The organism is Pelomonas sp. Root1237 (assembly GCF_001425055.1).
GTDB lineage: Bacteria > Pseudomonadota > Gammaproteobacteria > Burkholderiales > Burkholderiaceae_C > Pelomonas.
In genome coordinates this window covers 1-23,960 of record NZ_LMDK01000017.1, presented here as the reverse complement: position 1 = coordinate 23,960, position 23,960 = coordinate 1, and the positions used below count along the sequence as shown (strand labels likewise).

Annotated in this window: 14 protein-coding genes; 11 read left to right on the top strand and 3 right to left on the bottom strand. The window is 68.5% G+C overall.

Annotation, left to right across the window (positions count from 1 at the left end; translation table 11 throughout):
• The first annotated feature begins 170 nt into the window (after positions 1-170).
• The 4 genes from ASC91_RS17955 (at position 171) to ASC91_RS17940 (ending at position 9,192) form a co-directional block, all read left to right on the top strand.
• The gene (locus ASC91_RS17955; protein WP_056199790.1) at positions 171-4,694 is read left to right on the top strand and encodes a hybrid sensor histidine kinase/response regulator; all 4,524 of its coding nucleotides are present in this window, start codon (positions 171-173) and stop codon (positions 4,692-4,694) included.
• A 202-nt stretch (positions 4,695-4,896) separates the two neighbouring features.
• Entirely contained in the window at positions 4,897-5,907 is a 1,011-nt protein-coding gene (locus tag ASC91_RS17950) for a hypothetical protein (protein WP_157281775.1), read from the top strand.
• 70 nt (positions 5,908-5,977) lie between these two features.
• A complete protein-coding gene (gap, locus tag ASC91_RS17945; protein WP_056199784.1) occupies positions 5,978-6,976 on the top strand; it encodes a type I glyceraldehyde-3-phosphate dehydrogenase in 999 nt (332 codons plus the stop codon).
• 170 nt (positions 6,977-7,146) lie between these two features.
• Positions 7,147-9,192, top strand: coding sequence for a S8 family peptidase (locus ASC91_RS17940; RefSeq protein ID WP_056199780.1), 2,046 nt, complete (start codon positions 7,147-7,149; stop codon positions 9,190-9,192).
• Here the strand turns inward: ASC91_RS17940 and ASC91_RS17935 are convergent.
• The 3 genes from ASC91_RS17935 to ASC91_RS17925 are packed head-to-tail and all read right to left on the bottom strand — an operon-like array spanning position 9,175 to position 11,070.
• Positions 9,175-9,846 carry a hypothetical protein gene (locus tag ASC91_RS17935; RefSeq protein ID WP_056199777.1) on the bottom strand — a complete coding sequence of 224 codons (672 nt, stop codon included), beginning with the start codon at positions 9,844-9,846 and terminating at the stop codon, positions 9,175-9,177. The two genes, ASC91_RS17940 and ASC91_RS17935, sit on opposite strands and share 18 nt — an antisense overlap.
• Complete coding sequence (locus ASC91_RS17930; protein ID WP_056199775.1) at positions 9,846-10,577, bottom strand: biotin--[acetyl-CoA-carboxylase] ligase; 732 nt, start codon at positions 10,575-10,577, stop codon at positions 9,846-9,848. Before ASC91_RS17930 ends, ASC91_RS17935 begins: the two co-directional genes overlap by 1 nt.
• A 4-nt stretch (positions 10,578-10,581) precedes the next feature.
• On the bottom strand, positions 10,582-11,070 hold the full coding sequence (locus ASC91_RS17925) for an SET domain-containing protein (protein ID WP_056199773.1): 489 nt from the start codon (positions 11,068-11,070) through the stop codon (positions 10,582-10,584).
• Between the two features lie 233 nt (positions 11,071-11,303).
• Here ASC91_RS17925 and ASC91_RS17920 point away from each other — a divergent pair, with 233 nt between their 5' ends.
• From ASC91_RS17920 to ASC91_RS29530, 7 genes are all read left to right on the top strand, one after another.
• Positions 11,304-13,895, top strand: a complete 2,592-nt coding sequence (locus ASC91_RS17920) for a DNA topoisomerase III (protein ID WP_056199770.1) — start codon at positions 11,304-11,306, stop codon at positions 13,893-13,895.
• 76 nt (positions 13,896-13,971) lie between these two features.
• Complete coding sequence (locus ASC91_RS17915; RefSeq protein WP_056199767.1) at positions 13,972-15,834, top strand: ATP-binding protein; 1,863 nt, start codon at positions 13,972-13,974, stop codon at positions 15,832-15,834.
• A 239-nt stretch (positions 15,835-16,073) separates the two neighbouring features.
• Entirely contained in the window at positions 16,074-17,057 is a 984-nt protein-coding gene (locus tag ASC91_RS17910) for an AEC family transporter (protein WP_056199765.1), read from the top strand.
• Positions 17,058-17,137: 80 nt separating this feature from the next.
• Positions 17,138-19,975: a pitrilysin family protein gene (locus tag ASC91_RS17905; RefSeq protein WP_056199761.1), complete on the top strand. Its 2,838-nt coding sequence runs from the start codon at positions 17,138-17,140 to the stop codon at positions 19,973-19,975.
• 74 nt (positions 19,976-20,049) lie between these two features.
• The gene (locus ASC91_RS17900) at positions 20,050-21,855 is read left to right on the top strand and encodes a tetratricopeptide repeat protein (RefSeq protein WP_082532791.1); all 1,806 of its coding nucleotides are present in this window, start codon (positions 20,050-20,052) and stop codon (positions 21,853-21,855) included.
• A gap of 20 nt (positions 21,856-21,875) precedes the next feature.
• A complete protein-coding gene (locus tag ASC91_RS17895; RefSeq protein WP_056199759.1) occupies positions 21,876-23,135 on the top strand; it encodes a glutamate-5-semialdehyde dehydrogenase in 1,260 nt (419 codons plus the stop codon).
• 100 nt (positions 23,136-23,235) lie between these two features.
• On the top strand, positions 23,236-23,685 hold the full coding sequence (locus ASC91_RS29530) for a hypothetical protein (protein ID WP_157281773.1): 450 nt from the start codon (positions 23,236-23,238) through the stop codon (positions 23,683-23,685).
• Positions 23,686-23,960: the final 275 nt, after the last annotated feature.

The following is a 23,960-nucleotide window of genomic DNA, read 5'->3' as shown; positions in this document are numbered from 1 at the left end:
GCCTGCCCGGCGCAGCGGGTGAATGCCGATAGCCGGGGTTCCCGGACAGACATCCAATGGCCCTTGATTCCGGGGGCTCTGGAGGGCTGGCGTTGGCGACTGGCGATTTGTTTCGTGCGCGTTCGAGGGGCTGGCGCGCCATCAGCGCACGGCTATGCAATTTCGTCGCGTTGTTCACCGCGCTTGCTGCGCTCGCCACCTGCAGGGCCGCTTGCGCTCAGGACATCCGCGTCGTCGACGTACCGCTCGTCGCCGGCGCGCCAATGCCGTTCTACCCGCTGCCGTCGCCCCTTGCGTCCGTGGCGGTCCAGCGGATGGTGCAGGACGAGTTCGGCTTCCTGTGGCTGAGCGCCGAGGACGGGTTGCGGCGCTACGACGGCTACGACTTCATGAAGGTCCCGGCGGACCAGCGCGCGAGCAGCGTCGGCTTCATCATTGGCCAGTCGCTGTTCAAGGACCACGCGGGCCGGCTGTGGATCGGCGCCGACGATTCGCTCAGCCGCTACGACCCTGCGACCGGCAGCTTCAAACAGTACCGGTCACCCAACGAAGCCTGCGGCACCGTGGCGATCACCCACGACATCAGCGAGGACCCGGACGGCCTGATCTGGCTCGCGACGGACGACGGCGTGACGGCCCTGGATCCGGTCACGTCGAAGACGACCTGCCATCGGCCGCGCTACACGCCCGGGCTCGGCGAGACGCGCGTCATCGCGACGCTGGCGCTGCGCGACGGCACGCTCTGGGTCACCAGCACCGAAGGCCTCTACGTGCTGGACCGGCGCTCGGGCGAGGTCAGGCGACACATTCGGTTGGAGACCAGTCCCGGGCGCAAAGTCGTCGCCACGGGATTCCCGTCCAAGCCGTTCCTGGACAGCCGGGGCATGCTGTGGTTTGGCCTCTCCTCCGGCGGGGACCTTGCCTCGGTCGACGTGGCCAGCGGCGCCGTCACCGTCTATGCGTTGCGGGGCGGCGGGCTGGCGCCGAACGCCTCCTCCGGCGTCGTGTCGATCCAGGAGGACGACGACCACGCACTCTGGCTCGGCACCAGCAAGCTGGGCCTCGTGAAGCTGACGCCGGACCGCACTCAGGCGCTCTGGTACCAGAGCGACCCCGACGACCCCGACGGCTTGCGCGGCGACCTCGTCGTTGGCCTGTTCCGGGACCGCGACGGGAGCTTCTGGTCGACGACGAGGGCGGGGACCGTCTACCGCTTCGACACCGAGCGTCCGCGTTTCCGGTCCTACCGCCACCAGCAGGCGGACCCGCGCAGCCTCGGCAAGGGCCCGGTGACCGCCGCCTACGCCGAGAACGATCAGACGCTATGGATCGGCACCGACCGCGGCCTGAACCGGGTCGACCGCGCGACCGATCAGGTGACGCAGATCGACCTGCCGGTGTTCGCGCGGGGCGTCCGGGCGATTGCGGATCACGCGGGCGATCTGTGGTTGGGCACCTACGGCAACGGCCTGATCCGCTTCGATCGCCGCACGCAGCGCTACACGGCGTACACCCACGTCGCATCGGACCCGAGTTCGCTGAACCACGACCGCATCACGGCACTGTGGGTTGATCGCGGCAACACCTTGTGGGTCGCCACGGACTTCGGCCTGAGCCGCTGGGAGCCGGCGACGGAAAGGTTCTCGACCTTCAGCCCGCAGCCCGGCACCCTGGTCCAGTACCGCTCGATCGCGGAGGACGCCAGCGGCGTGCTGTGGCTGGCGACGTCATCTCACGGCCTGCACCGTTTTGACCCCCGCACGAGCACCTTCAAGGTCTTCGATGCGGAACTCCGCGCCGCGCGTCCGCCGGGCCATCAACGCGTCAATGCGGTCCACGTCGACCGCGCCGGGACGGTGTGGGCCGGGACCTTCCGCGGGCTGGTCAAGCTCGATCCCCGCGACGGCACGTTCACCTCGTACGACTCGCGCGCCGGCCTTCCCGCGGACAGCGTGTTCGGCATCCTGGAAGACGACGATGGACAGCTGTGGGTCAGCACGCCGAACGGGCTGTCGCGCTTCGACCCGCGCACCGGGACCTTCACGAACTACCGCGCGTCCGACGGCCTGCTGACCGACCGGTTCGCGAACCCCGTGGTGGCCGCGAGGAGTTCAAGCGGTGAGCTGTTCTTCGGCTCGCAAAAGGGGCTGGTGGCGTTCATCCCCGGCCAGGTCGTCGACCGCAAGCGCACGCTGCCGGTGTTCCTGACCGACTTCCGCCTGTTCGGCGAGTCGGTGCTGCCAGGCAGCACGCCGCTGCAGCAGCCGATCTGGTCTGCTTCTGCGCTGGCGCTGGAACCACGCAGCATCGCGTCCTTCGACTTCGCCGCCTTGAACTATGTCGACCCGGCGCACACCCGCTACCGGTACCGGCTCGAAGGGTTCGAGACGAAGTGGAACGACACGGACAGCGCGCGGCGCAACGCGACATACACGATGCTGCCGCCGGGCGACTACACCTTCCTCGTCCAGGCGCGCGGCACCCGCGGGGACTGGAGCGAGAGCGCGGTGCCGCTCAAGATCCATGTTCCGCCGCCGTGGTATGCCACCTGGTACTTCCGCGCCGCGGTCGCCGTGCTGCTGCTGACGGCGCTGTGGTTGGCCTACCGCCTGCGCATGCGCCAGTTGCACCGCCATTTCGAGATCGCGCTCCAGGCGCGGCTCGACGAGCGCACCCGCGTCGCGCGCGAGGTGGCCGAAGGGCTGGAGCAGCGCGTGCGCGAGCGCACCGAAGAGCTGGCCAGCGCCCAGCACGCCGCCGAGGCCTCCACGCGGGCCAAGAGCGAGTTCCTGGCCAACATGAGCCACGAGATCCGCACGCCGATGAACGCCATCCTCGGCATGTCCTACCTGGCGCTGCAGACCGGCCTGGACGCGCGCCAGCGCAACTACGTCGACAAGGTGCACCGTGCCGCCGAGTCGCTGCTCGGGATCATCAACGACATCCTCGACTTCTCGAAGATCGAAGCCGGCCGGCTGGAGATCGAGGAGATCCCCTTCCAGCTCGGCGACGTGCTGGACCAGCTCGCCACGCTGGTGGGCATGCGCGCCGAGGAAAAGGGGCTGGAGCTGCTGTTCGCGCTGTCGCCCACGCTGCCAACCGCGCTCGTCGGCGACCCGTCGCGGCTGGGCCAGATCCTGCTGAACCTGAGCAACAACGCGGTCAAGTTCACCGAGCAGGGTGAGGTCACGGTGGCGGTGGCCGAGACGGCGCGCGAAGGCCAGCGCGTGACGCTGCGCTTCGAGGTGCGCGACAGCGGCATCGGCCTCGCGCCCGAGGCCGTCGCGCGCCTGTTCCAGCCCTTCACGCAGGCCGATGCATCGACCAGCCGGCGCTACGGCGGCACGGGGCTCGGCCTGGCGATCTGCCGCCACCTGGTGGAGCGCATGGGCGGCGAGATCGGATTGGACAGCGAGCCCGGGCGCGGCAGCTGCTTCCACTTCAGCCTGCCCCTGGGCCTGCAGCCCGGGGCGGCGCCAGCGCCGCAGGACAACGAACTGCACGGCATGCGCATGCTGGTCGTCGACGACCACCCGGCGGCACGCGAGCTGCTGCACACGTTGGCGACGGCCTTCGGCCTGGAGGCCGAGACGGCGGCGGATGGCGTTGCGGCACTGCAGGCCGTGGCGCAGGCCGACGCCGAGGACCGGCCGTTCAGGCTGTTGCTGCTGGACTGGCACATGCCGGTCCTGGACGGCATCGGCTGCCTGGAACGGCTGGGGCAGGCCGCCGGCAGGCACGCTCCGCCGACGGTGCTGATGGTGACTGCCTTCAACCGCGACGAGGCCGAACGCCAGCTCACCGCACGCGGGCTGCTGGTGGCAGGGCTGCTGGCCAAGCCGGTCACGCCCTCGGGCCTGCTGGACGCCTGCGCCAATGCGCTGGGCCGTCCGCGTGCCGGGCTCAGCCGCAACGTGCAGCGCCACGAACTGCTGCAGGCGCGCCAGGCCGGGCTGGCCGGCGCGCGCGTCCTGTTGGTCGAGGACAACCCCATCAACCAGGAGCTCGCGCGCGACCTTCTGAACCGCGCCGGCATCGTCGTGCACATCGCCGGCGACGGCCAGGAGGCGCTGGCGATCCTCGCGCGCGAGCGCTTCGAGGCCGTGCTGATGGACTGCCAGATGCCGGTGATGGACGGCTACGAGGCGACGCGCGAACTGCGCCGCCGCCCCGAACTGCAGGACCTGCCGGTGATCGCGATGACGGCCAACGCGATGGCTGGCGATCGCCAGAAGGCGCTGGAGGCGGGCATGAACGACCATGTGCCCAAGCCCATCCGCGTTGACGAGCTGTTCGCCACGCTGGCGCGCTGGGTGCGTCCGGCGCTGCCCGCGCCCGCGCCGCAGGCGCCGCCCGCGGCCCTGGACATGGGCGCCGGCCTGGCCGCGCTGATGGGTGACGAGGCGCTGTATCGGCGCTTGCTGGCGCTGTTCCGCGAGCGTGAGAGCGACATCGTCGTGCGCTTGCGGGCCGCCCGTGAGCGCGGTGATGGCAAGGCCGCCCTGCGCTGCGCGCACGACCTGAAGAGCGTCGCGGGCAGCCTGGGCATGCCCGCCCTGCAACGTGCCGCCACCACGCTGGAGGAAGCCTGCAGCCAGGGCGTCGAAGCGGTGGGCCTGGAGCCGCTGCTGCAGGCGGTGGAGCGCGAGCTCTCGGCCGTGCTGGCCAGTTTGCAGGAGAAGGGCTTGACCTGAAGTCAGCGATTTCTGGTGGTAATACGGTGTCGACGCCGTCGTTGGTATCGACACCTTCGACGAGACCGCGCCGGCCGGTGTGCTGTTCAAGCACTTCGGCTTCACGCCGGAGAACGTGGCCGCGACCGTCAAGGCGGTGCTGAAGAAGGAATAACGCGGCGGTCTTGCGGTAAAACCTCCGGTCATGGCGGCAGGAGATGCAATGCGCGACTTCATCATTCTTTTGGCGGCAGGGCTGTGCACATTGGCGGCTCAGGGCCAGGTGCCAAGGCCGGATGACAGGGCTGACCAGATGCTGGCCTGCCTGCTCAATGCCAACGCACTCCCTCAGCTGCCGAGGGAAAAGCGGGAGGCCTTGCGCGGTCAACCGTCGAGTTCACGGATGGTGCGGGTGAAGCTGCTGTTCGAGCGCCCGGACGCGGCCCCGCGCGTGGAGGTGCTGGCCAACACGGCCGATGAGTCCATGCAGGACGAGGTTTTCGACTATCTCAAGGGCCATCGCCTGCCCTGCCTGCCTGCGGGCGCTGCCCCGCTCGTGGCTGTCCAGGAATTCGTATTCGCCGGCGATGCACCGGTGCGGATATCGGCGGCACGGGGGTGGTCGGAGCAGGCCGCGACGCAGAAGTGTGTGGTCATGCCGCGCAAGGCGCCCGATTTCGTGTATTCGCAGATGGAGGGCCCCATCGTCAAGACCCTGGTGGTGGCCCGCTTCGACGGCGACGGCCAACAGCCGCCCAAGGTTCAGGTCCTTTACTCCAACGCCGGCCCACGACCGCAGAAGGCGATCCAGGAATACCTGGAGCAATACCGGATGCCCTGCCGGCAGGCAGGCGATCCCCCATTTGCCTTCGAGCAGCTCTTCCAGTACGTCTTCACGTCCGCCAAGCCGCCGAAGTTCCGCGAGGCCGAGGTGCCGCTGTCCAAGTTCATGGGCTGGGTGAAAGGCCGCCGGACCCTGGACGCTTCGTTTGATTTCGACACCATGGCGTGCCCCTTCAAGGTGACCTGGACGCAACGTCGGCCTCACCTGCCCAACACCGCTTTCGAGGTCGGACGACCCGATCCCAACCGCCTGGAATTCCTGCGCTGGCTGGCCGGGCTGGAGATGGAGCTGGACTCGCGTTCGCAGGACTGGCTGTTCGATGAATCCATGGTCATTGACATTCCCTGCGGCCGGTTTGCCGCCGCGACCGGCGGGCTGAAATCGCCCTGAAACCACCCCGTACCGCGAATCGCCGAGAATCGCGCCCGCACCGAATTTTTCATCCTCTGGAGACAGTTCCATGACCATCAAGATCGGCATCAATGGCTTCGGCCGCATCGGGCGCATGGTGTTCCGTGCCGCCGTGGCGAATTTCAAGGACATCGAGGTCGTCGCGATCAACGACCTGCTCGAGCCCGACTACCTGGCCTACATGCTCAAGTACGACAGCGTGCACGGCAAGTTCGACGGCGAAGTCTCGGTAGACGGCAACACCCTGATCGTCAACGGCAAGCGCATCCGCCTGACCGCCGTGAAGGACCCGTCGGAACTGAAGTGGGCCGAGGCCGGCGCCGACATCGTCATCGAAGCCACCGGCATCTTCCTGGACAAGGCCGGCGGCGAGAAGCACCTGGCCGCAGGCGCCAAGAAGGTCATCTTCTCGGCCCCCTCCAAGGACGAGACGCCGATGTTCGTCTTCGGTGTCAACCACACCAAGTACGCCGGCGAAGCCATCATCTCCAACGCGTCGTGCACCACCAACTGCCTGGCCCCGCTGGCCAAGGTGCTGAACGACAAGTGGGGCATCAAGCGCGGCCTGATGACCACCGTGCACGCCACCACCGCCACGCAGAAGACCGTCGACGGCCCGAGCAACAAGGACTGGCGCGGCGGCCGCGGCATCCTCGAGAACATCATCCCGAGCAGCACCGGCGCCGCCAAGGCCGTCGGCAAGGTCATCCCCGAGCTGAACAAGAAGCTGACCGGCATGAGCTTTCGCGTGCCCACCAGCGACGTGTCGGTCGTCGACCTGACCGTCGAGCTGCTGAAGGACGCCAGCTACGAAGAGATCTGCGCCGAATTCAAGGCGCAAAGCGAAGGCGCGCTCAAGGGCGTGCTGGGCTACACCGAGGACAAGGTCGTTGCGACCGACTTCCGCGGTGACGCCCGCACCTCCATCTTCGATGCCGACGCAGGCATCGCGCTGGACAGCACCTTCGTCAAGCTGGTGTCCTGGTACGACAATGAGTGGGGCTATTCGAACAAGGTCCTCGAAATGGCCCGCGTTGTGGCCGGCTGACGAGCCGCTCGCACAGTCTGGCCGCGCTGAACGCGGGCCAGAGCTTTGATGAAGGCCAGTCGATCTCGCGATCGGCTGGCCTTTCTGCTTTCTTGCGCCCCACACTTGTTTGCGATTGCTTCACAAGGGCGCGCCTAAACTGGCCGCCCCGCCCGTTCGAGCTCGCCGTCATGAAGTCCTTGCGTCCGCTGCTGATCGCCGCCCTGACCGTGATGGCCGCGCCCGTGCTGGCCCAGACGCCAGACACCGAAGCCCGCGTCATCGTGCGCTTCAAGCCCCAGGCCGACAGCGTGCGCGCCAAGGCCCTGGCCTTGCGGGCCACCCGGGCCGAGGCGCGCGAGGTGGCGCAGACGCGCGCGACGGCCCTGGGCCTGCGCAGCGGCCAGCGGCTGGCGGCCGGCATCAGCCTGGACGAGCGCACCCATGTGGTCATCGCCAAGGGCATGACCGGTGCCGCGCTGGCAAAGAAGCTGGCCACCGATGCCGAGGTCGAGCTGGTGGTCGTCGACCAACGCCGCAAGCATGCCCGCCTCCCCAACGACCCGCTGTTCGGTGGCGCGGACGTGAACCCTGAATCGACCGTCGGTGGTGTGCAGGCCCGCACCATCGACCAGTGGTATTTGAAGAAGCCCAGCGCCACGCCGGGCCAGGTTGTCTCCAGCATCAATGCGCCGGCAGCGTGGGACACCACGACCGGCACCGCCACAACGATAGTCGCCGTGCTGGACACCGGCGTGCGCCTGGATCACCCCGACCTGTCGGGTCAATTCGTCAGCGGCTACGACATGATCGGCTTCGGCAGCGCCGGCAACAGCCAGCAAGCGACGTCGATTGCCATCGCCAATGATGGTGGCGGTGCTGACAACGACCCGTCCGACCCGGGCGACTGGGTCAGCCAGACCGATATCAACGGCGGCGCCCTGGGCAGTGGCTGCGACAGCAGCGACATCGGCAACAGCTCCTGGCACGGCACCCGTGTGTCCGGCCTGATCGCTGCCAGCAGCAACAATGGCTTGGGCATGGCCGGCGTCGGCTGGGGCCTGAAGATCCTGCCCGTGCGTGTGCTGGGCAAATGCGGCGGTTATGACAGCGACATCATGGCTGGCATGAAGTGGGCTGCCGGCATTGCCGTGCCGGGCTTGCCGGCCAATGCGAACAAGGCCAAGGTGCTCAATATGAGCCTGGGCGGCAGCGGGACCTGTGGCGCCACGGGCACGGGCGCCCTCTACCGCGACGTCATCAGCCAGGTCAACGCGGCCGGCGCCACCATCGTCGTCGCGGCCGGCAATTCCGAAGGCCAGGCCGTCGGCCTGCCGGGCAACTGCCTCGGCGTCATCACGGTGGCGGCGCTGCGTCATGTCGGCACCAAGGTCGGCTTCTCCAGCCTAGGCTCCGAAGTGACGATCGCCGCGCCGGGCGGCAACTGCATCAACACGCTGACCAACCAAGCCTGCCTCTATCCCATGGTCAGCACGACCAACTCGGGCACGACGACGCCGGTGGCGGGCGCAGACACCTACACCGGCAGCGGCGCCTCGGTGGGCACGAGCTTCTCGGCACCCATCGTCAGTGGCATCGTCGGGCTGATGGCCTCGGTTCGGCCGGGTCTGACCTCGGCCGAGGCGACGCAGATCCTCAAGAGCACGGCGCGCCCCTTCCCGACAAGCGGGGGCGGCAGCGCCGCGGATGGCAACCCGCCGCAATGCAAGGCACCCAGTGCCACGGCGCAGGACGAGTGCTACTGCACGACCAGCACCTGCGGCGCCGGCATGGTGGACGCCGCTGCGGCCGTGGCCGCGACCCAGGCGCTGAACGGCACGACGGTGACCATCACGCCAAGCCCGGCGAGCGGCCTGACCGCTGGCCAGACGCTGACACTGACCGCCACGGCCACCGGCCTGCCCGGGGACCGCTCGGTCGCCTCCACGGCCTGGGTGCTGGTCGATGGCGGCGGCATCGTGACGGCCTTTGCCTCCGGTGCCAGCACGGCCACGGCGACGATCACGCCGACGGCGGCCGGCAGCTTCACGGTGCGCGCCGACCTGACCGACAACGCCGGTGTCGTCTATAGCCAGTCGGCGACGATCAGCGTCGCGGCAGCGTCTTCGTCGAGCGGCTCGTCGGGTGGTGGCGGCGGCGGCGCAGCCAGCGCGGCCTGGCTGGCTGGTCTGTTGCTGGCGGCGTTGGCGCTGCGACGCTCAGCTGCTGGCCGCTGATGCGGCTGCGGCGGGCGCCGCACTGCAGGCCTTGAAACCGACGGCCAGGGCCGCGTCCTTGGACGCCTTGAGCCGGGCCGCGAGCAGGCCGTCGGCCTGATTGATGACCAGGCTGTGGCGAGCCAGCGGCGCCTTCAGCGTCAGCACGCGCAGGCCCTTGAGGCCGCGTTTGTCGAAGTTCTCGGCCTGGGCGTTCGCCTCGGCCTGGCTGGGGTGCTTGCTGAGCACGAAGGCCGGTTGCTCGGCGGGCAGGCCGTCCAGCGGTTCGAAGTTGATGCGCAGCTGCTTGTAGGTGGCTTCCTTGCGGGCGCGGAACTCGGGGTCGGCGAGCTTGATGGTCGCCACCACCCACACGCCCGGCTGCTCGCTGCTGCGCACCTGGGCCTCAGCACCGGCAGCCTTCAAAGCGGCCTGGGCGGCGGCGAGGGCCGCATCGCCATCGAGCGGGCCCAGTTCCAGGCAGCTGCGCTGGGCGGCGACGGCGGCCGCACTGGCGGCCAGGGGCTGGATGCGTTCGGGATGCTGCTGGGCCTTGACGCGCTGCGGCTCGCGGCCGCCCTCGGCCGGCAGGCCCGTGACGGTGTCCAGCCAGCCTCGCGACCAGATAAGGAAGAGGGCGTTCACCGCCAGCAGTACCAGCACGACCACGCGCATCACAGCGATTTCTCCAATCTGAGACTCAGTTCGCCTCCGCTGATCGGCAGCAGGCCAGCGGCGGTTTCCAGCAGCAGTTCACCACGCTCGCTGACGCCGCGTGCGGTGCCGGCCTGCTCGCCGACGCGCACACGCTGGCCGCCCGCGAGGTCGCGGCGCGCGAATGCCGCCTGCCAGGGCGCAAAGCCCAGAGTTTCAAAATCAGCCAGCATGCCACGCAGCGCAGGAGCCAGACGGTCCAGCGTGGCATGCGTGGTGGCGGCCGGGTCCAGCGTCTGCAGCGCCGCGTGGCCGCTGGCAAAGGCGGCGCGGTCGGCGCCTTCGGGCAAGGGCCGCAGGTTGAGGCCGATGCCGATGACGACGCCGCGCTGGTCCGCCGGCAACGGCACGGTTTCGATGAGGATGCCGCCGAGCTTGGCGCCATCCAGGAAGAGGTCGTTGGGCCATTTGAGCTGGATGTGCCGGCCCGCCGGGTCCAGCGCATCGGCCACCGTGCAACCCACGGCGAGGGACAGGCCGCTCAGGTGAAGCGCGGCCGGCAGTGGCAAGGCGATGGAGAAAGTCAGCGCGGCGTCATCCCCCCCCTGTTCAGTCAGCCAAGCCCGGCCCAGGCGCCCACGACCCGCGGTCTGGCGCGAGGCCGAAACCAGCAGCGCCCCGCCGCCCTCACGCAGATGCGCCAGCGCCTCGGTGTTGGTCGAGCCGCATTCGGCGAGGTGGCGCCGTTCCATCAGGTCAGCGCCCCGACTTGCGGGTTTTGGGGGCGAGCATGGTGCCGCGGCAGGTCAGCGCGCCGCACCAGCAGGCGAACTGTTTCTTGACCTTGGCCGTGTGGCGGTCGTCCAGCACCAGGCCGTAGTCATAGAACAGCTCCTCGCCGGGCTCCAGATCGCGCAGGGCCTGGATGAAGACGCGGCCATCGACCTCGTCGGCTTCGCAGTTGGGCTCGCAGGCGTGGTTGATCCAGCGCGCGTCATTGCCGCCATACAGCGCATCGATGACGAGGCCGCCGTCGAGGTGGAAGTAGAAGGTGTGGTTGGGCTGGGCCGGGTCGTGCGGATGGCGGTCAACCGCCTGCTCCCAGGTGATGCGCTCGCCGGTGTACTCGATGATGCGGGCACCGGCGGCGATGGGAGCTGCTGCATAAACCCCCCGGCCATGCACGCCGGAATCACGGACTTCGATCTTGCGGCGCGGGGCAGGACGCGGGGATTTGGCGGTCATCGGCGCTGTGGTACGGTGATTTCATGGGTGCGCGTGTGCGTAGGCGTGCGCGCGAGGCCCGGATTGTAGGCAGCAAGAATGAGACCCCTCGTCCAAGGACTACCTTGGCCGGTCCCCCGAGGGGACGGCGATACACGCGGCTTCGAGCCGCGTGCACATCGCCCGGCGGGCCGGCTTGGGAACGGCCCGGCGCTCGGCCCGGGAAGACGAACTGACAACTGATTGAAAGACCGATGAGCAAGACTCTGATCATTGCCGAGAAGCCCTCCGTCGCGCAGGACATCGTCCGCGCGCTGACACCCGTGGCGGGCAAGTTCGACAAGCACGACGACCACTTCGAGAACGAGCAGTACGTCGTCAGCTCGGCCGTCGGCCACCTGGTGGAGATCGCGGCGCCCGAGGAGTTCGACGTCAAGCGCGGCAAGTGGAGCTTCAACAACCTCCCCGTCATCCCGCCGCATTTCGACCTCAACCCGATCGACAAGAACAAGGGTCGGCTCAACGCGCTGGCCAAGCTGATCCGCCGCAAGGACGTGACGGCGCTGATCAACGCCTGCGACGCGGGCCGCGAGGGTGAGCTGATCTTCCGGCTTATCGAGCAGTACGCCCAGCCGGCCAAGGGCAAGCTCAACAAGCCCATCGAGCGGCTGTGGCTGCAGTCCATGACGCCCGCCGCCATCCGCGAGGGCTTCGAGAAGCTGCGCAGCGACGCGCAGATGCTGCCGCTGGCCGACGCGGCGCGCTGCCGCTCCGAGGCCGACTGGCTGGTGGGCATCAACGGCACGCGGGCCATGACGGCCTTCAACTCGCGCGACGGCGGCTTCTTCCTGACCACGGTGGGCCGCGTGCAGACGCCGACGCTGTCGGTCGTTGTCGAGCGCGAGGAAAAGATCCGCAAGCACGTCGCCCGCGACTACTGGGAGCTGCGCGCCAACTTCGACGCCCAGGCCGGCCAGTACGAAGGCAAGTGGTTCGACCCCGCGTGGAAGAAGAACGACGACCTGGAGCGCCGGGCCGACCGGCTCTGGACTCAAGGAGAGGCCGACGAGATCGCCAAGGCGGTGCTCGGCAAGCCCGCCGTCGTCACCGAGGAAAGCAAGCCCAGCACCACGAGCTGCGGCGGCCTCTACGACCTGACGACGCTGCAGCGCGAGGCCAATTCGCGCTTCGGCTTCTCGGCCAAGACGACGCTGTCCATCGCCCAGGCGCTGTACGAGAAGCACAAGGTGCTGACCTACCCGCGGACGGACTCGCGCTTCCTGCCCGAGGACTACGTGGCCGTGGCCAAGGACACGGCCAAGATGCTGGCGACCGAGGACCTGCCCGGCCCGCTGGCCGCGCTGTCCCAGCATGCCGCCACGTCGCTGAAGGAGGGCTATATCAAGCCGACGAAGAAGGTCTTCGACAACGCCAAGGTGTCGGATCACTTCGCCATCATCCCGACGCTGCAGGCGCCCAAGGCCCTGACCGAGATCGAGGCCAAGCTCTACGACATGGTCGTCAAGCGCTTCCTGGCGGTGTTCTTCCCGCCGGCCGAGTTCCTGGTCACGACGCGTATCTCGAAAATCGACAACAAGCACCATTTCCAGACCAACGGCAAGGTGCTGGTCAAGCCGGGCTGGCTGGCCGTCTACGGCAAGGACGTGGACGACGAGGACGCTAACCTCGTGCCGGTGCAGGCCAACGAAGTCGTGCGCACCGAGAGCGTGGACGTGAAGGCGCTGCAGACCAAGCCGCCGGCGCGCTACACCGAAGCGACGCTGCTGTCCGCCATGGAAGGCGCCGGCAAGCTCATCGACGACGACGAGCTGCGCGAGGCCATGGCCGAGAAGGGCCTGGGCACGCCAGCCACGCGCGCGGCCACCATCGAAGGCCTGATCAGCGAGAAGTACATGCTGCGCGAGGGCCGCGAGCTGATCCCGACCGCCAAGGCCTTCCAGCTGATGACGCTGCTGCGCGGCCTGGACGTGGAGGACCTGACCAAGCCCGAACTGACCGGCGACTGGGAATACAAGCTGGCCGAGATGGAGAAGGGGCGCCTGAAGCGCGAGGTCTTCATGGCCGAGATCGCGGCCATGACCGAGAAGATGGTCGCCAAGGCCAAGGGCTATGACCGCGACACCATCCCCGGCGACTATGCGACGCTGAAGACGCCCTGCCCCAAGTGCGGCGGCATCGTGAAAGAGAACTATCGGCGCTTCACCTGCACCGGCAAGAGCGGCACGGGTGAGGACGCCTGCGGCTTCTCCATCGGCAAGATCCCGGGCGGCCGCAGCTTTGAGCTGAACGAGGTCGAGACCTTCCTGGCGAACAAGAAGATCGGCCCGCTGGAAGGCTTCCGCTCCAAGGCGGGCTGGCCCTTCACGGCCGAGCTGGCGCTGGTCTATGACGAGGAGATCGCCAACTGGAAGCTGGAATTCGACTTCGGCGAGGACGCCAAGAAGGCCGAGGGCGATGGCGAACCGGTGGACTTTTCCGGCCAGAACTCGCTCGGGGCCTGCCCCAAGTGCAAGGGCCACGTCTACGAGCACGGCGCCAACTACGTCTGTGAGCATTCGGTCGGTGCCACCGTCACCTGCGACTTCAAGACCGGCAAGGTCATCCTGACCCAGCCCATCGAGCCGGCCCAGGTGCACAAGCTGCTGGCCAACGGCAAGACCGACCTGCTGGAAAACTTCGTCTCCAACAAGACGCGCCGCAAGTTCAAGGCCTTCCTGGCCTATGACAAGAAGGAAGGCAAGGTCATCTTCGAGTTCGAGCCGCGCGCTGCCAAGGCGCCTGCTGCCAAGAAGGTGGCAGCCAAGAAGACGGCGGCCAAGAGCTGAGCGGGCAGGAAATTCGCGGCGCCACAGCATTTATGCTCGCCGCATGGCCTGACAAGGCTGCACCGGGGGAGAGGGGATGGCGTTGGCACCGATCAGCATCGGCATACAGACGCGCCTGACGGCCGGCATTGCGCTGGTTGCGAGCCTGCTGGTGCTGGCGGTGGGCTGGTACTGGACGACACATGAAGAGGCCGAGCTGATGGCCGGCCTGCGCCAGCGCGAGGCGCGCATGGCTGGCCTCATCGAGCGCGGTTTCGCGGGCCCGATCTGGAACCTAGACCATGTCGCCATCGAGAACCTGCTCGACGCCGTCATGGCCGACCCCGAGGTGCATGCCATCGAGCTCAAGGGCCTGGGCCTGCGCGGCGGCCAGGCGCGGCGCGGCCGCGACACCCCGGCCGTGGGGCCGCTGCGACGCGAGTTCGCCATCACCTACCAGCCCGCGGCTGACACGGCCGGCACCCAGGTCGCCTCGGCCGTTCTCACCGTCACGCGTGATCTCATCGACGAGCAGATCAGCCGCACCCGCCTCTTCGTCGTCGAGCTGCTGGCCGTCGTCGTCATCGGCATCGTCATCGCCAGCTCCCTGCTCGTGCAATGGCTGGTGCGCCGGCCGGTGCTGAAGCTGGGCGCGCTGGCCCAGCGCGTTGCCAAGGGCGACCTCGGGGCGCAGGAGACCGTGGAGCGCGGCGACGAGATCGGCGAGCTGACGATGCGCTTCAACGCCATGAGCCTGAAGCTGCGCAGCGCGGCCGACCAGGTGCAGCTCAGCTCCGAAGGCCTGCGCGCCAGCGAGGCGCGCTACCGCAGCCTGTTCGAGAACGCGACCGAGGGCGTCTTCCAGGCCGACGCCGATGGCCGCGTGCTCAGCATGAACCGCGCCTTCACGCAGATGCTGGGCCTGGGTTCGCAAAGCCCCGTCGGGCGGCGGCTGCGCGAGCTGTCCGGCATTGACCGGCATGAGATGCAGCGCGTCGCCGCCGTCATGAACGAGCAGGGCAAGATCCAGCAATGCCAGCTGCAGCTCCGCGGCGCGGGTGGCCGGCCGTTGTGGGTCGAGCTGAACGCGCATTGGGTTGAGGGCGAGAGCGGCCAGCGTCGCATCGAGGGCATGGTCAGCGACATCTCGCTGCGCCGCCAGGCCGAGGCCGAGTTGACCCGCCACCGCGACCACCTCGAAGAACTCGTCAACGAGCGCACCGCCGAACTCAGCGAGGCCAAGCTGCGCGCCGAAAGCGCCAACCAGGCCAAGGGCCGTTTCCTGGCGACCATGAGCCACGAGTTCCGCACGCCGCTGAATGCCATCCTGGGCTTCACGCAGCTGATGCAGATGGATGCCGCCATTCCCGCCGGCCAGCAGGCCAAGCTGCAGTTGATGCGTGACTCCGGCCTGCATCTGCTGGAGCTCATCAACGACGTGCTGGACATGGCCAGCATCGAGGCCGGCAAGGTCTCGCTCAAGCCGGCGTCCGTGGACCTGCGCGCCCTCGTCGACATGGCCTGCGACAGCGTGCGCCTGCGCGCCGAGCAGAAGGGCCTGGCCTTCTGGCTGGACATCGACGCCCGCCTGCCGACCCAGGTCATCGCCGACGGCCAGCGCCTGCGCCAGGTGCTGCTCAACCTACTGTCCAACGCCGTCAAGTTCACCGACAGCGGCAGCGTGCAGCTCGACGCGCGCGTCGTCGAGCTCGATGCCAGGCACACGCGGCTGCGCTTCGAGGTCAGCGACACCGGCATCGGCATGACACCGGCCCAGCAGGCGCGGCTCTTCCAGGCCTTCGAGCAGGTGTCCGACGCCTCGCGCCACCTCGGCGGCACGGGCCTGGGCCTGTCCATCAGCCAGCAGCTGGTGCGCCTGATGGGCAGCCAGATCCTGGTGCAGAGCACGGCGGGGCAGGGCAGCAGCTTTGTGTTCGAACTTCGTCTTCCTCTGGCGTGAGCTTCTTTGACGCATTTCGGGCCGAGCGCTGGGCCGCTCCCGAGCCGGCCCGCCTTGGCGATGTGCTTGCCGGTCGATCCGGCAAGCATCACCGTCCCCTCGGGGGCTTTGGCCGGACACATTGCGTCCAGTGGACGCGATGTGCCTGCCGAAGAGCTGCGGCATTTGCCGCAGCGCGGTCTGCAAGACCGATTGGGCGCGCCGGCGTTCAGCGCGGCGAGACCAGGCGAGGGGCCTGAATGACCTGGGCAATTGCGGCGAAGCTGCTGGCGATATTGGTTGCGGTGGCCATCGGCTGGGCCGTCGGCCGCATGCGCTGGCTGGGCGGTGGCGAGGCGGGCAGTGACAGCGACCCGGCCCGCGTGCTGGCCAATGCGGCCTTCTACATCTTCGTGCCGGCCCTGCTGTTCCGTACCACGGCGCGGCTGGATACGGCGGCGCTGCCCTGGGCCTTCCTGTTCGCCTTCTTCGTGCCGGTGCTGGTGCTGATCGCGCTGCTCTACGTGCTGTACCGCGGCCTGCGCAAGCCGGGTGAGAACGTCGTCGCGCCCAGTGTCAGGGCCATCACCGCAGGCTTTGGCAACACGCTGCAGGTGGGCCTGCCGGTCGCGGCCGGCGTGTTCGGCGAGAAGGGCCTGGCCATCCACATCGCCGTGGTGAGCCTGCATGCGCTGTCGATACTCACGCTGCTGACCGCCATCGTCGAGCTCGACCTGGCGCGCGAGCGCAGCAGCGGGAACCTGGCCGGCACGCTGCTGCAGACCGTGCGCAACACCGTCATCCATCCCGTCGTGCTGCCGGTGCTGGCCGGCCTGGCCTGGAACGCGACCGGCCTCACCCTGCCCGCCGTGGCCGATGAGGCGCTGCAAAGCCTGGGCACGGCCGTCGTGCCGCTGTGCCTGACGCTGATCGGCATGTCGCTGGCCTATTACGGCTGGCCACGCACCTGGCGCGGCCTGGCCGGGCTGGTGCTGGCCAAGCTGCTGCTGATGCCGGCCGTGGTGCTGGGCGTCGCGCATTGGGGCCTGGGGCTGAACGGCATGCCGCTGGCCGTCATCGTCATGATTGCGGCGCTGCCGACCGGCTCCAACGCGCTGATCTTCGCGCAGCGCTACCGGGCGCTGGAGGCCGAGGTCACGGCCGCCACCGTCGTTTCCACCATCCTTTACGTCGCCACGGCGCCACTTTGGCTGGCACTGCTCGCCTGGCTGTCGCCTTGGTAGGCTCATGGTGACTCCCGGCACTTCCGCACCGCGTTGAACACGTCGCCCAATCCCGCATTGCCCTTCGAGGACCGATACGAATGAAAGCTCCCGCCCCCCGCCGTCTCGTCGCGCTGCTGGCCCTGGCCGGCGCCCTCTCGGCCGCCCTGCCCGCGGGCGCCGCCCCTGAATCCGCGATGAAGGGTGCGGTCAACACCGAGGCCGGCCAGCTCGCCGTGCGCCAGGAGAAGCTCACCCTGGCCAATGGCTTCGAGGTCATCCTCGTCGAGGACCACCGCCTGCCGCTGGTGGCCTTCAACCTGTGGGTGCATGCCGGCCCGCGCAACGAGGCCAAAGGCCAGACCGGCTTTGCCCACCTATTCGAGCACCTGATGTTCGCCGGCAGCAAGCACATCCCGCGCGGCGAATTCGACAAATTCGTCGACGCCGCCGGCGGCACCGACAGCAATGGCTCGACCAACTTCGACCGCACCAACTACTTCTTCACGCTGCCGTCCAACCAGCTCGAACTCGGCCTGTGGCTGAAGGCCGACATGCTGGGCTACATGATCGACGAGGTCGATTCGGTGTCCCTGGCCAACCAGCAGGACGTGGTGCGCAACGAGCGCCGCCAGAGCTTCGAGAACCGGCCCTACGGCATCGTCGAGGAGGCGATGTACCAGGCCCTCTACCCCGAAGGCCACCCCTACCGCGCCGCCGTCATCGGCTCGCATGCCGACATCCAGGGCATCCAGCTCAAGGACGTCAAGGACTTTGCCCGCACCTACTACCGGCCCAACAACGCCACCCTGGTGCTGGCCGGCGACTTCGACCCCAAGCAGGCCAAGGCCCTGGTGCAGAAGTATTTCGGCTCGCTGAAGGCCGGCGCCAAGGTGCCCGAGGTCAAGGTCGCCATGCCCGAGATCACGAAGGAGCGCCGCCTCGTCGTGACCGACCGCATCGAGCTGTCGCGCCTGAACCTCGCCTGGCACACGCCGCCCATGTTCGCCGCCGGTGACGCCGAGCTGGACGTCGCTGCTCATGTGCTGGGTGGTGGCAAGGCCAGCCGCCTGTACGGCCTGCTGGTGCGCGACAAGCAGCTCGCCCAGAGCGTGCAGGTGGGGCAGGACTCGCAGTCGCTGAGCTCGATCTTCAACATCGAGATCGTCGCCCGCCCTGGCGCGTCGCTGGACGAGATCGAGAAGCTGGTCGACGCGGAGATCGCCAAACTGGCCACCACGCCGCCCACGGAGGCCGAACTGGGCCAGGCCCGCGCCACCATCCAGACCCAGCTGCTGCAGCGCATGGAAAAGGTGACGTCGCTGGCCGACCTCATCAACCACTACAACCAGATGGCCGGCGACCCCGGCTTTGTCGGCAAGGACCTGGCGCGCTATGGGCAACTGGGCCAGGCCAACGTCAGTGCCACCGTCACGCAATGGCTCAAGAAGGACCACCGCGTCGTCGTGCAAGCGAAGCCTGGCGAGCAGGTGCTGCCGCCCGAGGTGGCCACGCCGCCGGCGCCCACCAAGGCCGCCAAGGGTGAGCGCGAGTCGCTGAACGCGGCAGAGGCTTGGCGCGCCAAGCCGCCGGGTGCCGCCAAGGCCAAGGCGCTGACGCTGCCGGCCGCGCAGAGCTTCACGCTGGCCAACGGCCTGACCGTCATCTACTCGCCCAAGCCCGGCCTGCCGCTGGTGAGCGCCGCCCTGGTGGTGCGTGCCGGCCAGGGCGCCAACCCGGCGGACAAGCCTGGCCTGGCCGGCTTCACCGCCGCCATGCTGCCCGAGGGCACCAAGACGCGCAGCGCCCAGCAGATTGCCGAAGCTGCCGCGGTCCTGGGCGCCACGCTGAACGCCCAGGCCGGCAGCGAGGAGGCGCGCATCGACTTCTCCGGCCTCAAGGCCAGTGCCAAGGAAGGCCTGGGGCTGCTGGCCGACCTGGCCCTGAACCCCGCCTTTGCGGCGCCCGAGATCGAGCGCCAGAAGGCGCAGCGCCTGGCCGCCCTGGCCCAGATGCGCGAGCAGGCACCGCTGCTGGCCAATGCAGTCGGCAACCGCGTGACCTATGGCGAGGGCCACCCGCTCAGCACCAATGCGCTGGGCACCGAGGCCAGCATCAAGGCCGTGGATGGCGCTGCGCTGCGTGCCTTCTGGCAGGCCCATTACCGCCCCGAGCGCGCGGCCCTGGTGGTTGCCGGTGACCTGACCGAGACCGAGCTGCGGGCACTGATCGAACCGCTGTTCGGCGCCTGGAAGGGCGAGGGCGCCGCTGCAGCCGCCGCGCCGCTGCCCGCGTCCAGGCCCATCGCCGCGCGCACCGTCGTCGTCGACAAGCCCGGCGCGCCGCAGACCGCACTGGCCGTCGTCTCGCCCGGCCCCTTCGCCGCCGCGCCCGATGCAGCCGCCATCAATGTCATGAATGCGGCCCTGGGTGGCCTCTTCACGTCGCGCATCAACAACCAGCTGCGCGAGGTCAAGGGCTACACCTATGGCATCCATTCCGGCTACACCATGGGCCGCGAGCGCGGCCAGTTCGGCATCCGCGGCAGCGTGCGCACCGACGTGACCGGCCCGGCCCTGGTCGACATGTGGAAGGAGATCGAGGGCATGCGCGCCAAGCCCATGGGCGCGGCCGAGCTGGGCCGCGTGCGCAACGCCCAGCTGCTGTCGCTGCCCGGCCTGTTCGACACCAACCTCGCGGTCGTGGCCGGCTACTCGGGCAATTGGTCCGCGGGCCGGCCGCTGGACGCGATCACCGAGCTGCCGAAGAAGGTCGGTGCCGTCACCGCTGCCACCGCGCTGAAGGCCGCCCAGCAGCACCTCGACCCAGCCCAGCTCATCGTCGTGGCGGTGGGCGACAAGGCCAAGATCGTGCCGCAGCTGGAAGCGATTGGCCGCAAGCCCGAGGTTCGCGACGCCGAGGGCAAACCACTGCCCTGACCCGGCCCTGATTGCGGCCGCGCGGCGCTGGTGCGAGCATGCCCCTCCTGGCCCCTGCCGGGCCTGGAGGTCGCATGCCGTCACGCCATCACCCCGCCACCCGCCTGCTGCAGGCCCTTGCCGCGCTGGGCCTCGTTGCCCTGACCGGCAGCGCCGATACGGCCGCCGCCTTTGACCCGCTGCTGAGCAGCCCCGGCGGCGTCTGCGCCCCGTCAGTGGCCGGTCGGCCCGTGCTGCTGCAGGCCCTGCTGGCCTCAGCCACCACAACGCCCAGGACGGAGACCGCGCCCTTCCAGCCCGCGCCCATGAAGGCTGCGCCGGGCGACGTGCCGCTCTACAAGGATCTGGGGCGCATGAGCTTCAAGCTCGAGCATGCGTCGCCCAAGGTGCAGGCCTATTTCGACCAGGGCCTGCGCCTGGCCTTTGCCTTCAACCATGCCGAGGCGCAGCGTGCCTTCCAGGCCGCGCAGAAGCTCGACCCCGGCTGCGCCCTGTGCTTCTGGGGCGAGGCGCTGGTGCTGGGCCCCAACATCAACGTGCCCATGCAGGCCGAGGCCAATGCGCCCGCCTGGGCTGCGCTCGCCCGCGCCGTCGCGCTGAAGGACAAGCTGCCGCCGCGCGAACGCGTCCTCGTCGAAGCCCTGCAAAAGCGCTATGCGGCCGAGCCGCCGGCCGATCGCAGCGCGCTGGACGCCGCCTATGCCGACGCGATGAAGCGCGTCGTCGCCCAGTTCCCCGGCGAGGACCTGATGCAGGTGCTCTACGCCGAGGCCGCCATGGACACCCAGCCCTGGGACTACTGGGAGGCCGCCGGCGCAAAGCCCAAGGGTCGCACCGCCGACATCGTGGCGGCGCTGGAGACCGTGCTCAAGCGCCGCCCCAACCATGCCGCCGCCATCCACCTCTACATCCATGCCGTCGAGGCCTCGACGCGGCCCGAGCGCGCGCTGGAGCCCGCGCGCCGCCTGGTCGCGCAGATGCCCGGTGCCGGCCACATCGTGCACATGCCGGCCCACATCTACTACCGCGTCGGCCTGTACCGCGAGTCACTGGATGCCAACCGCCAGGCCATCGCCGTCGACGAGGCCTATTTCAAGAGCTCGCCGTCCGACCCGCTCTACCGCTCGGCCTACTACCCGCACAACATCCATTTCCTGATGGTGTCGGCCCAGATGGGTGGTGCGGCCAAGACAGCCATCGACGCGGCGGCCAAGCTCGACGCGTCCATGCCCGTCGACGTCGTCAAGGCCTTCCCCATCATGCAGCCCGTCAAGGCCGCGCCTTACACGACGCACGCCCAGTTCAGCCCGCCCGACGTCATCCTGAAGCTGGCCGCACCGCCCGACGACCTGGTGCTGGTGCGCGTCATGTACCACTACGCCCGCGCGCTGGCCCAGGCGGCCCGCCACGATGCGGCCGCGGCCCGGCTTGAAATCGACGCCATCACGGCATTGGAGAAGGGCGCCGACTTCAAACCCTTCGACGCCTGGGGCATTCCGGCTCAAGCCATCGCGCAGACGGCCCGCCTCGTCGCCACGGCCCGCCTGGCCGACGCCCAGGGCGACCTGGCGGGCGCGGCCGCCGCACTGGAGCAGGCCGTCGCCATCGAGGAGGGCCTGGCCTACACCGAGCCGGCCTATTGGTACTACCCGGTGCGCCAGTCCCTGGGCGCCGTGCGCCTGCGCCAGGGCCGGCTGGACGAGGCCGAGAAAGCCCTGCGGGAATCGCTGGCCCGCGTGCGCAACAACGGCTGGGCGCTGGCGGCCCTGGCCGAGGTCTACAGGAAGCGCGGCGACACGGCCGCCGAGAACAGCGCTCGCCAGGCGTTGAGCAAGGCTTGGTTCGGCGCGGAGGGCGGCCCAGACCTTACGAAGCTGTAGGTCGAGGGTCGTCGACGAAAATGGCGGCCATGAGCCTGCCTGCCTACATGGACGACCTCGGCCGCGCCGCCCGCGCCGCCGCCACCGCAATGGCCGCCGCCCCGACGGCCGCCAAGAACGCCGCACTGCTGGCCCTGGCCCGCCGCCTTCGCGAGGCCGGCCCGGCGCTCGCCGACGCCAATGCCCGCGACCTGGCTGGCGCCGCCGAGCTCAGCGGCCCGTTGCGCGACCGCCTGAAACTCGACGCCAAGACGCTGGCGACGGTCGCCGAAGGCTGCGAGCAGATCGCCGCCATGCCCGACCCCATCGGCGAGATCACCGGCGTGAAGCGCCGCCCGACCGGCATCAGCGTCGGCCACATGCGCGTGCCGCTGGGCGTGTTCGGCATGATCTACGAGAGCCGACCCAACGTGACCATCGAGGCCGCTTCGCTGGCCATCAAGAGCGGCAACGCCTGCATCCTGCGCGGCGGGTCGGAGGCGATTCACTCCAACCTGGCCCTGGCCGAGCTGGTGGCCGCATCACTGGAGGAAGCCGGGCTGCCGCGCGCGGCCGTGCAGCTCGTCAACACGACGGACCGCGCCGCCGTGGGACTGTTGATCAGCTCGCCGCAATGGGTGGACGTCATCATTCCGCGCGGCGGCAAGGGGCTGATCGAGCGAATCTCTGCCGAGGCCAAGGTGCCCGTCATCAAGCATCTGGACGGCAACTGCCACAGCTATGTCGACGCCGAGGTGGACCTGGAGCAGGCCCTCAAGGTCGTCGACAACGCCAAGACGCAGAAGTACAGCCCCTGCAACGCGACCGAGTCGCTGCTGGTGCATGCGGCCCAGGCGCCAGCCTTCCTGCCGCGCATCGCGGCCATCTTCAAGGCCAAGGGCGTGGAGATGCGCGGCTGCCTGCGGACTTTGGCTTTGGTGCCTGGTGCGGTGCCGGCGACGGAGGAAGACTGGTCCACCGAATACCTCGCCCCCATCATCAGCATCAAGGTGGTCGATTCACTTGACGAAGCCATTGCCCACATCAATCGCTATGGCTCGCATCACACGGATGCGATCCTGACGACGAATCATCCCAACGCGATGCGATTCCTGCGCGAGGTGGATTCGGCCAGCGTGATGGTCAATGCCAGCACGCGCTTTGCGGATGGCTTTGAGTATGGGCTGGGTGCCGAGATCGGCATTTCCACCGACAAGTTCCACGCTCGCGGGCCGGTGGGGCTGGAGGGGCTGACGTCGATGAAGTGGGTGGTGTTGGGGCAGGGTGAGGTGAGGGGCTGAGGCCTGAACTCTTAGTGGCGCCGCGTTTGCCAGCTGTTGTCGGCCCGCGCCCCCGAACAAGCACTGGTGTTGAAGGCAGCGGTTTCTCCAGGAAAGCGCGATGACTATTGAGACATGCAACGGGTATTTGGCGGTAGTCGCAGCCCTCAACGAGGGCAGTGATCACGCTTGCCAATACACGCTCGCTGCCCTTGAGGAATCTGCGGAACTGAAAGAGGCAATTGCTCGGGAAATCTTTGGTTCTGACCGATCAGACTTAGCAAAGAAGATCGAACTGCTGCCGGTTGCGGCGCCTTGGCGCGGTGCGGTCGAAGCGGCCGTTTTTCAGTGGTTCTTCGTGCAGGCGTATTCGCCGTCGACCCAAGGAGACCTTGTTCAGCGGAACGTCGTTATTGGCTTTCTAGAGCATCTGAGCCACGTTGTGGGTAATGCCGATGTGTTCGAAGTCGGAGGAGAGGCTATCGCGTTGGGATGGGCGGTAGTCTGGCAAGGATTCATCTTCTGTAGTGGCAGCCGTCGTTGGCTGTTGCAGTTTGGATGGCACGACTGACCTCGCAGTGGGTAGGTTGGGTGAACGCAGTGAATCCCAACAAATCCCGCCTCGCAACGCGACGGAGCCGCGAGGTCACGTCAGCCAACGGGCTCTTGCTGATTAGCCATTTGGCCTCCGGGTGAGGCCCATGCCGGGACGTCGCCCCGGCGGGCGACCTTCTTTTTGAGCGACTGTATAGACCGGGGACATAGGTAACGGGTGTGCCAGGACATGGGTAACGCTTTCGGGGTTTAGAAGCCCCGGAAGAAGCCCATGGTCTGGACGGAGAAGAG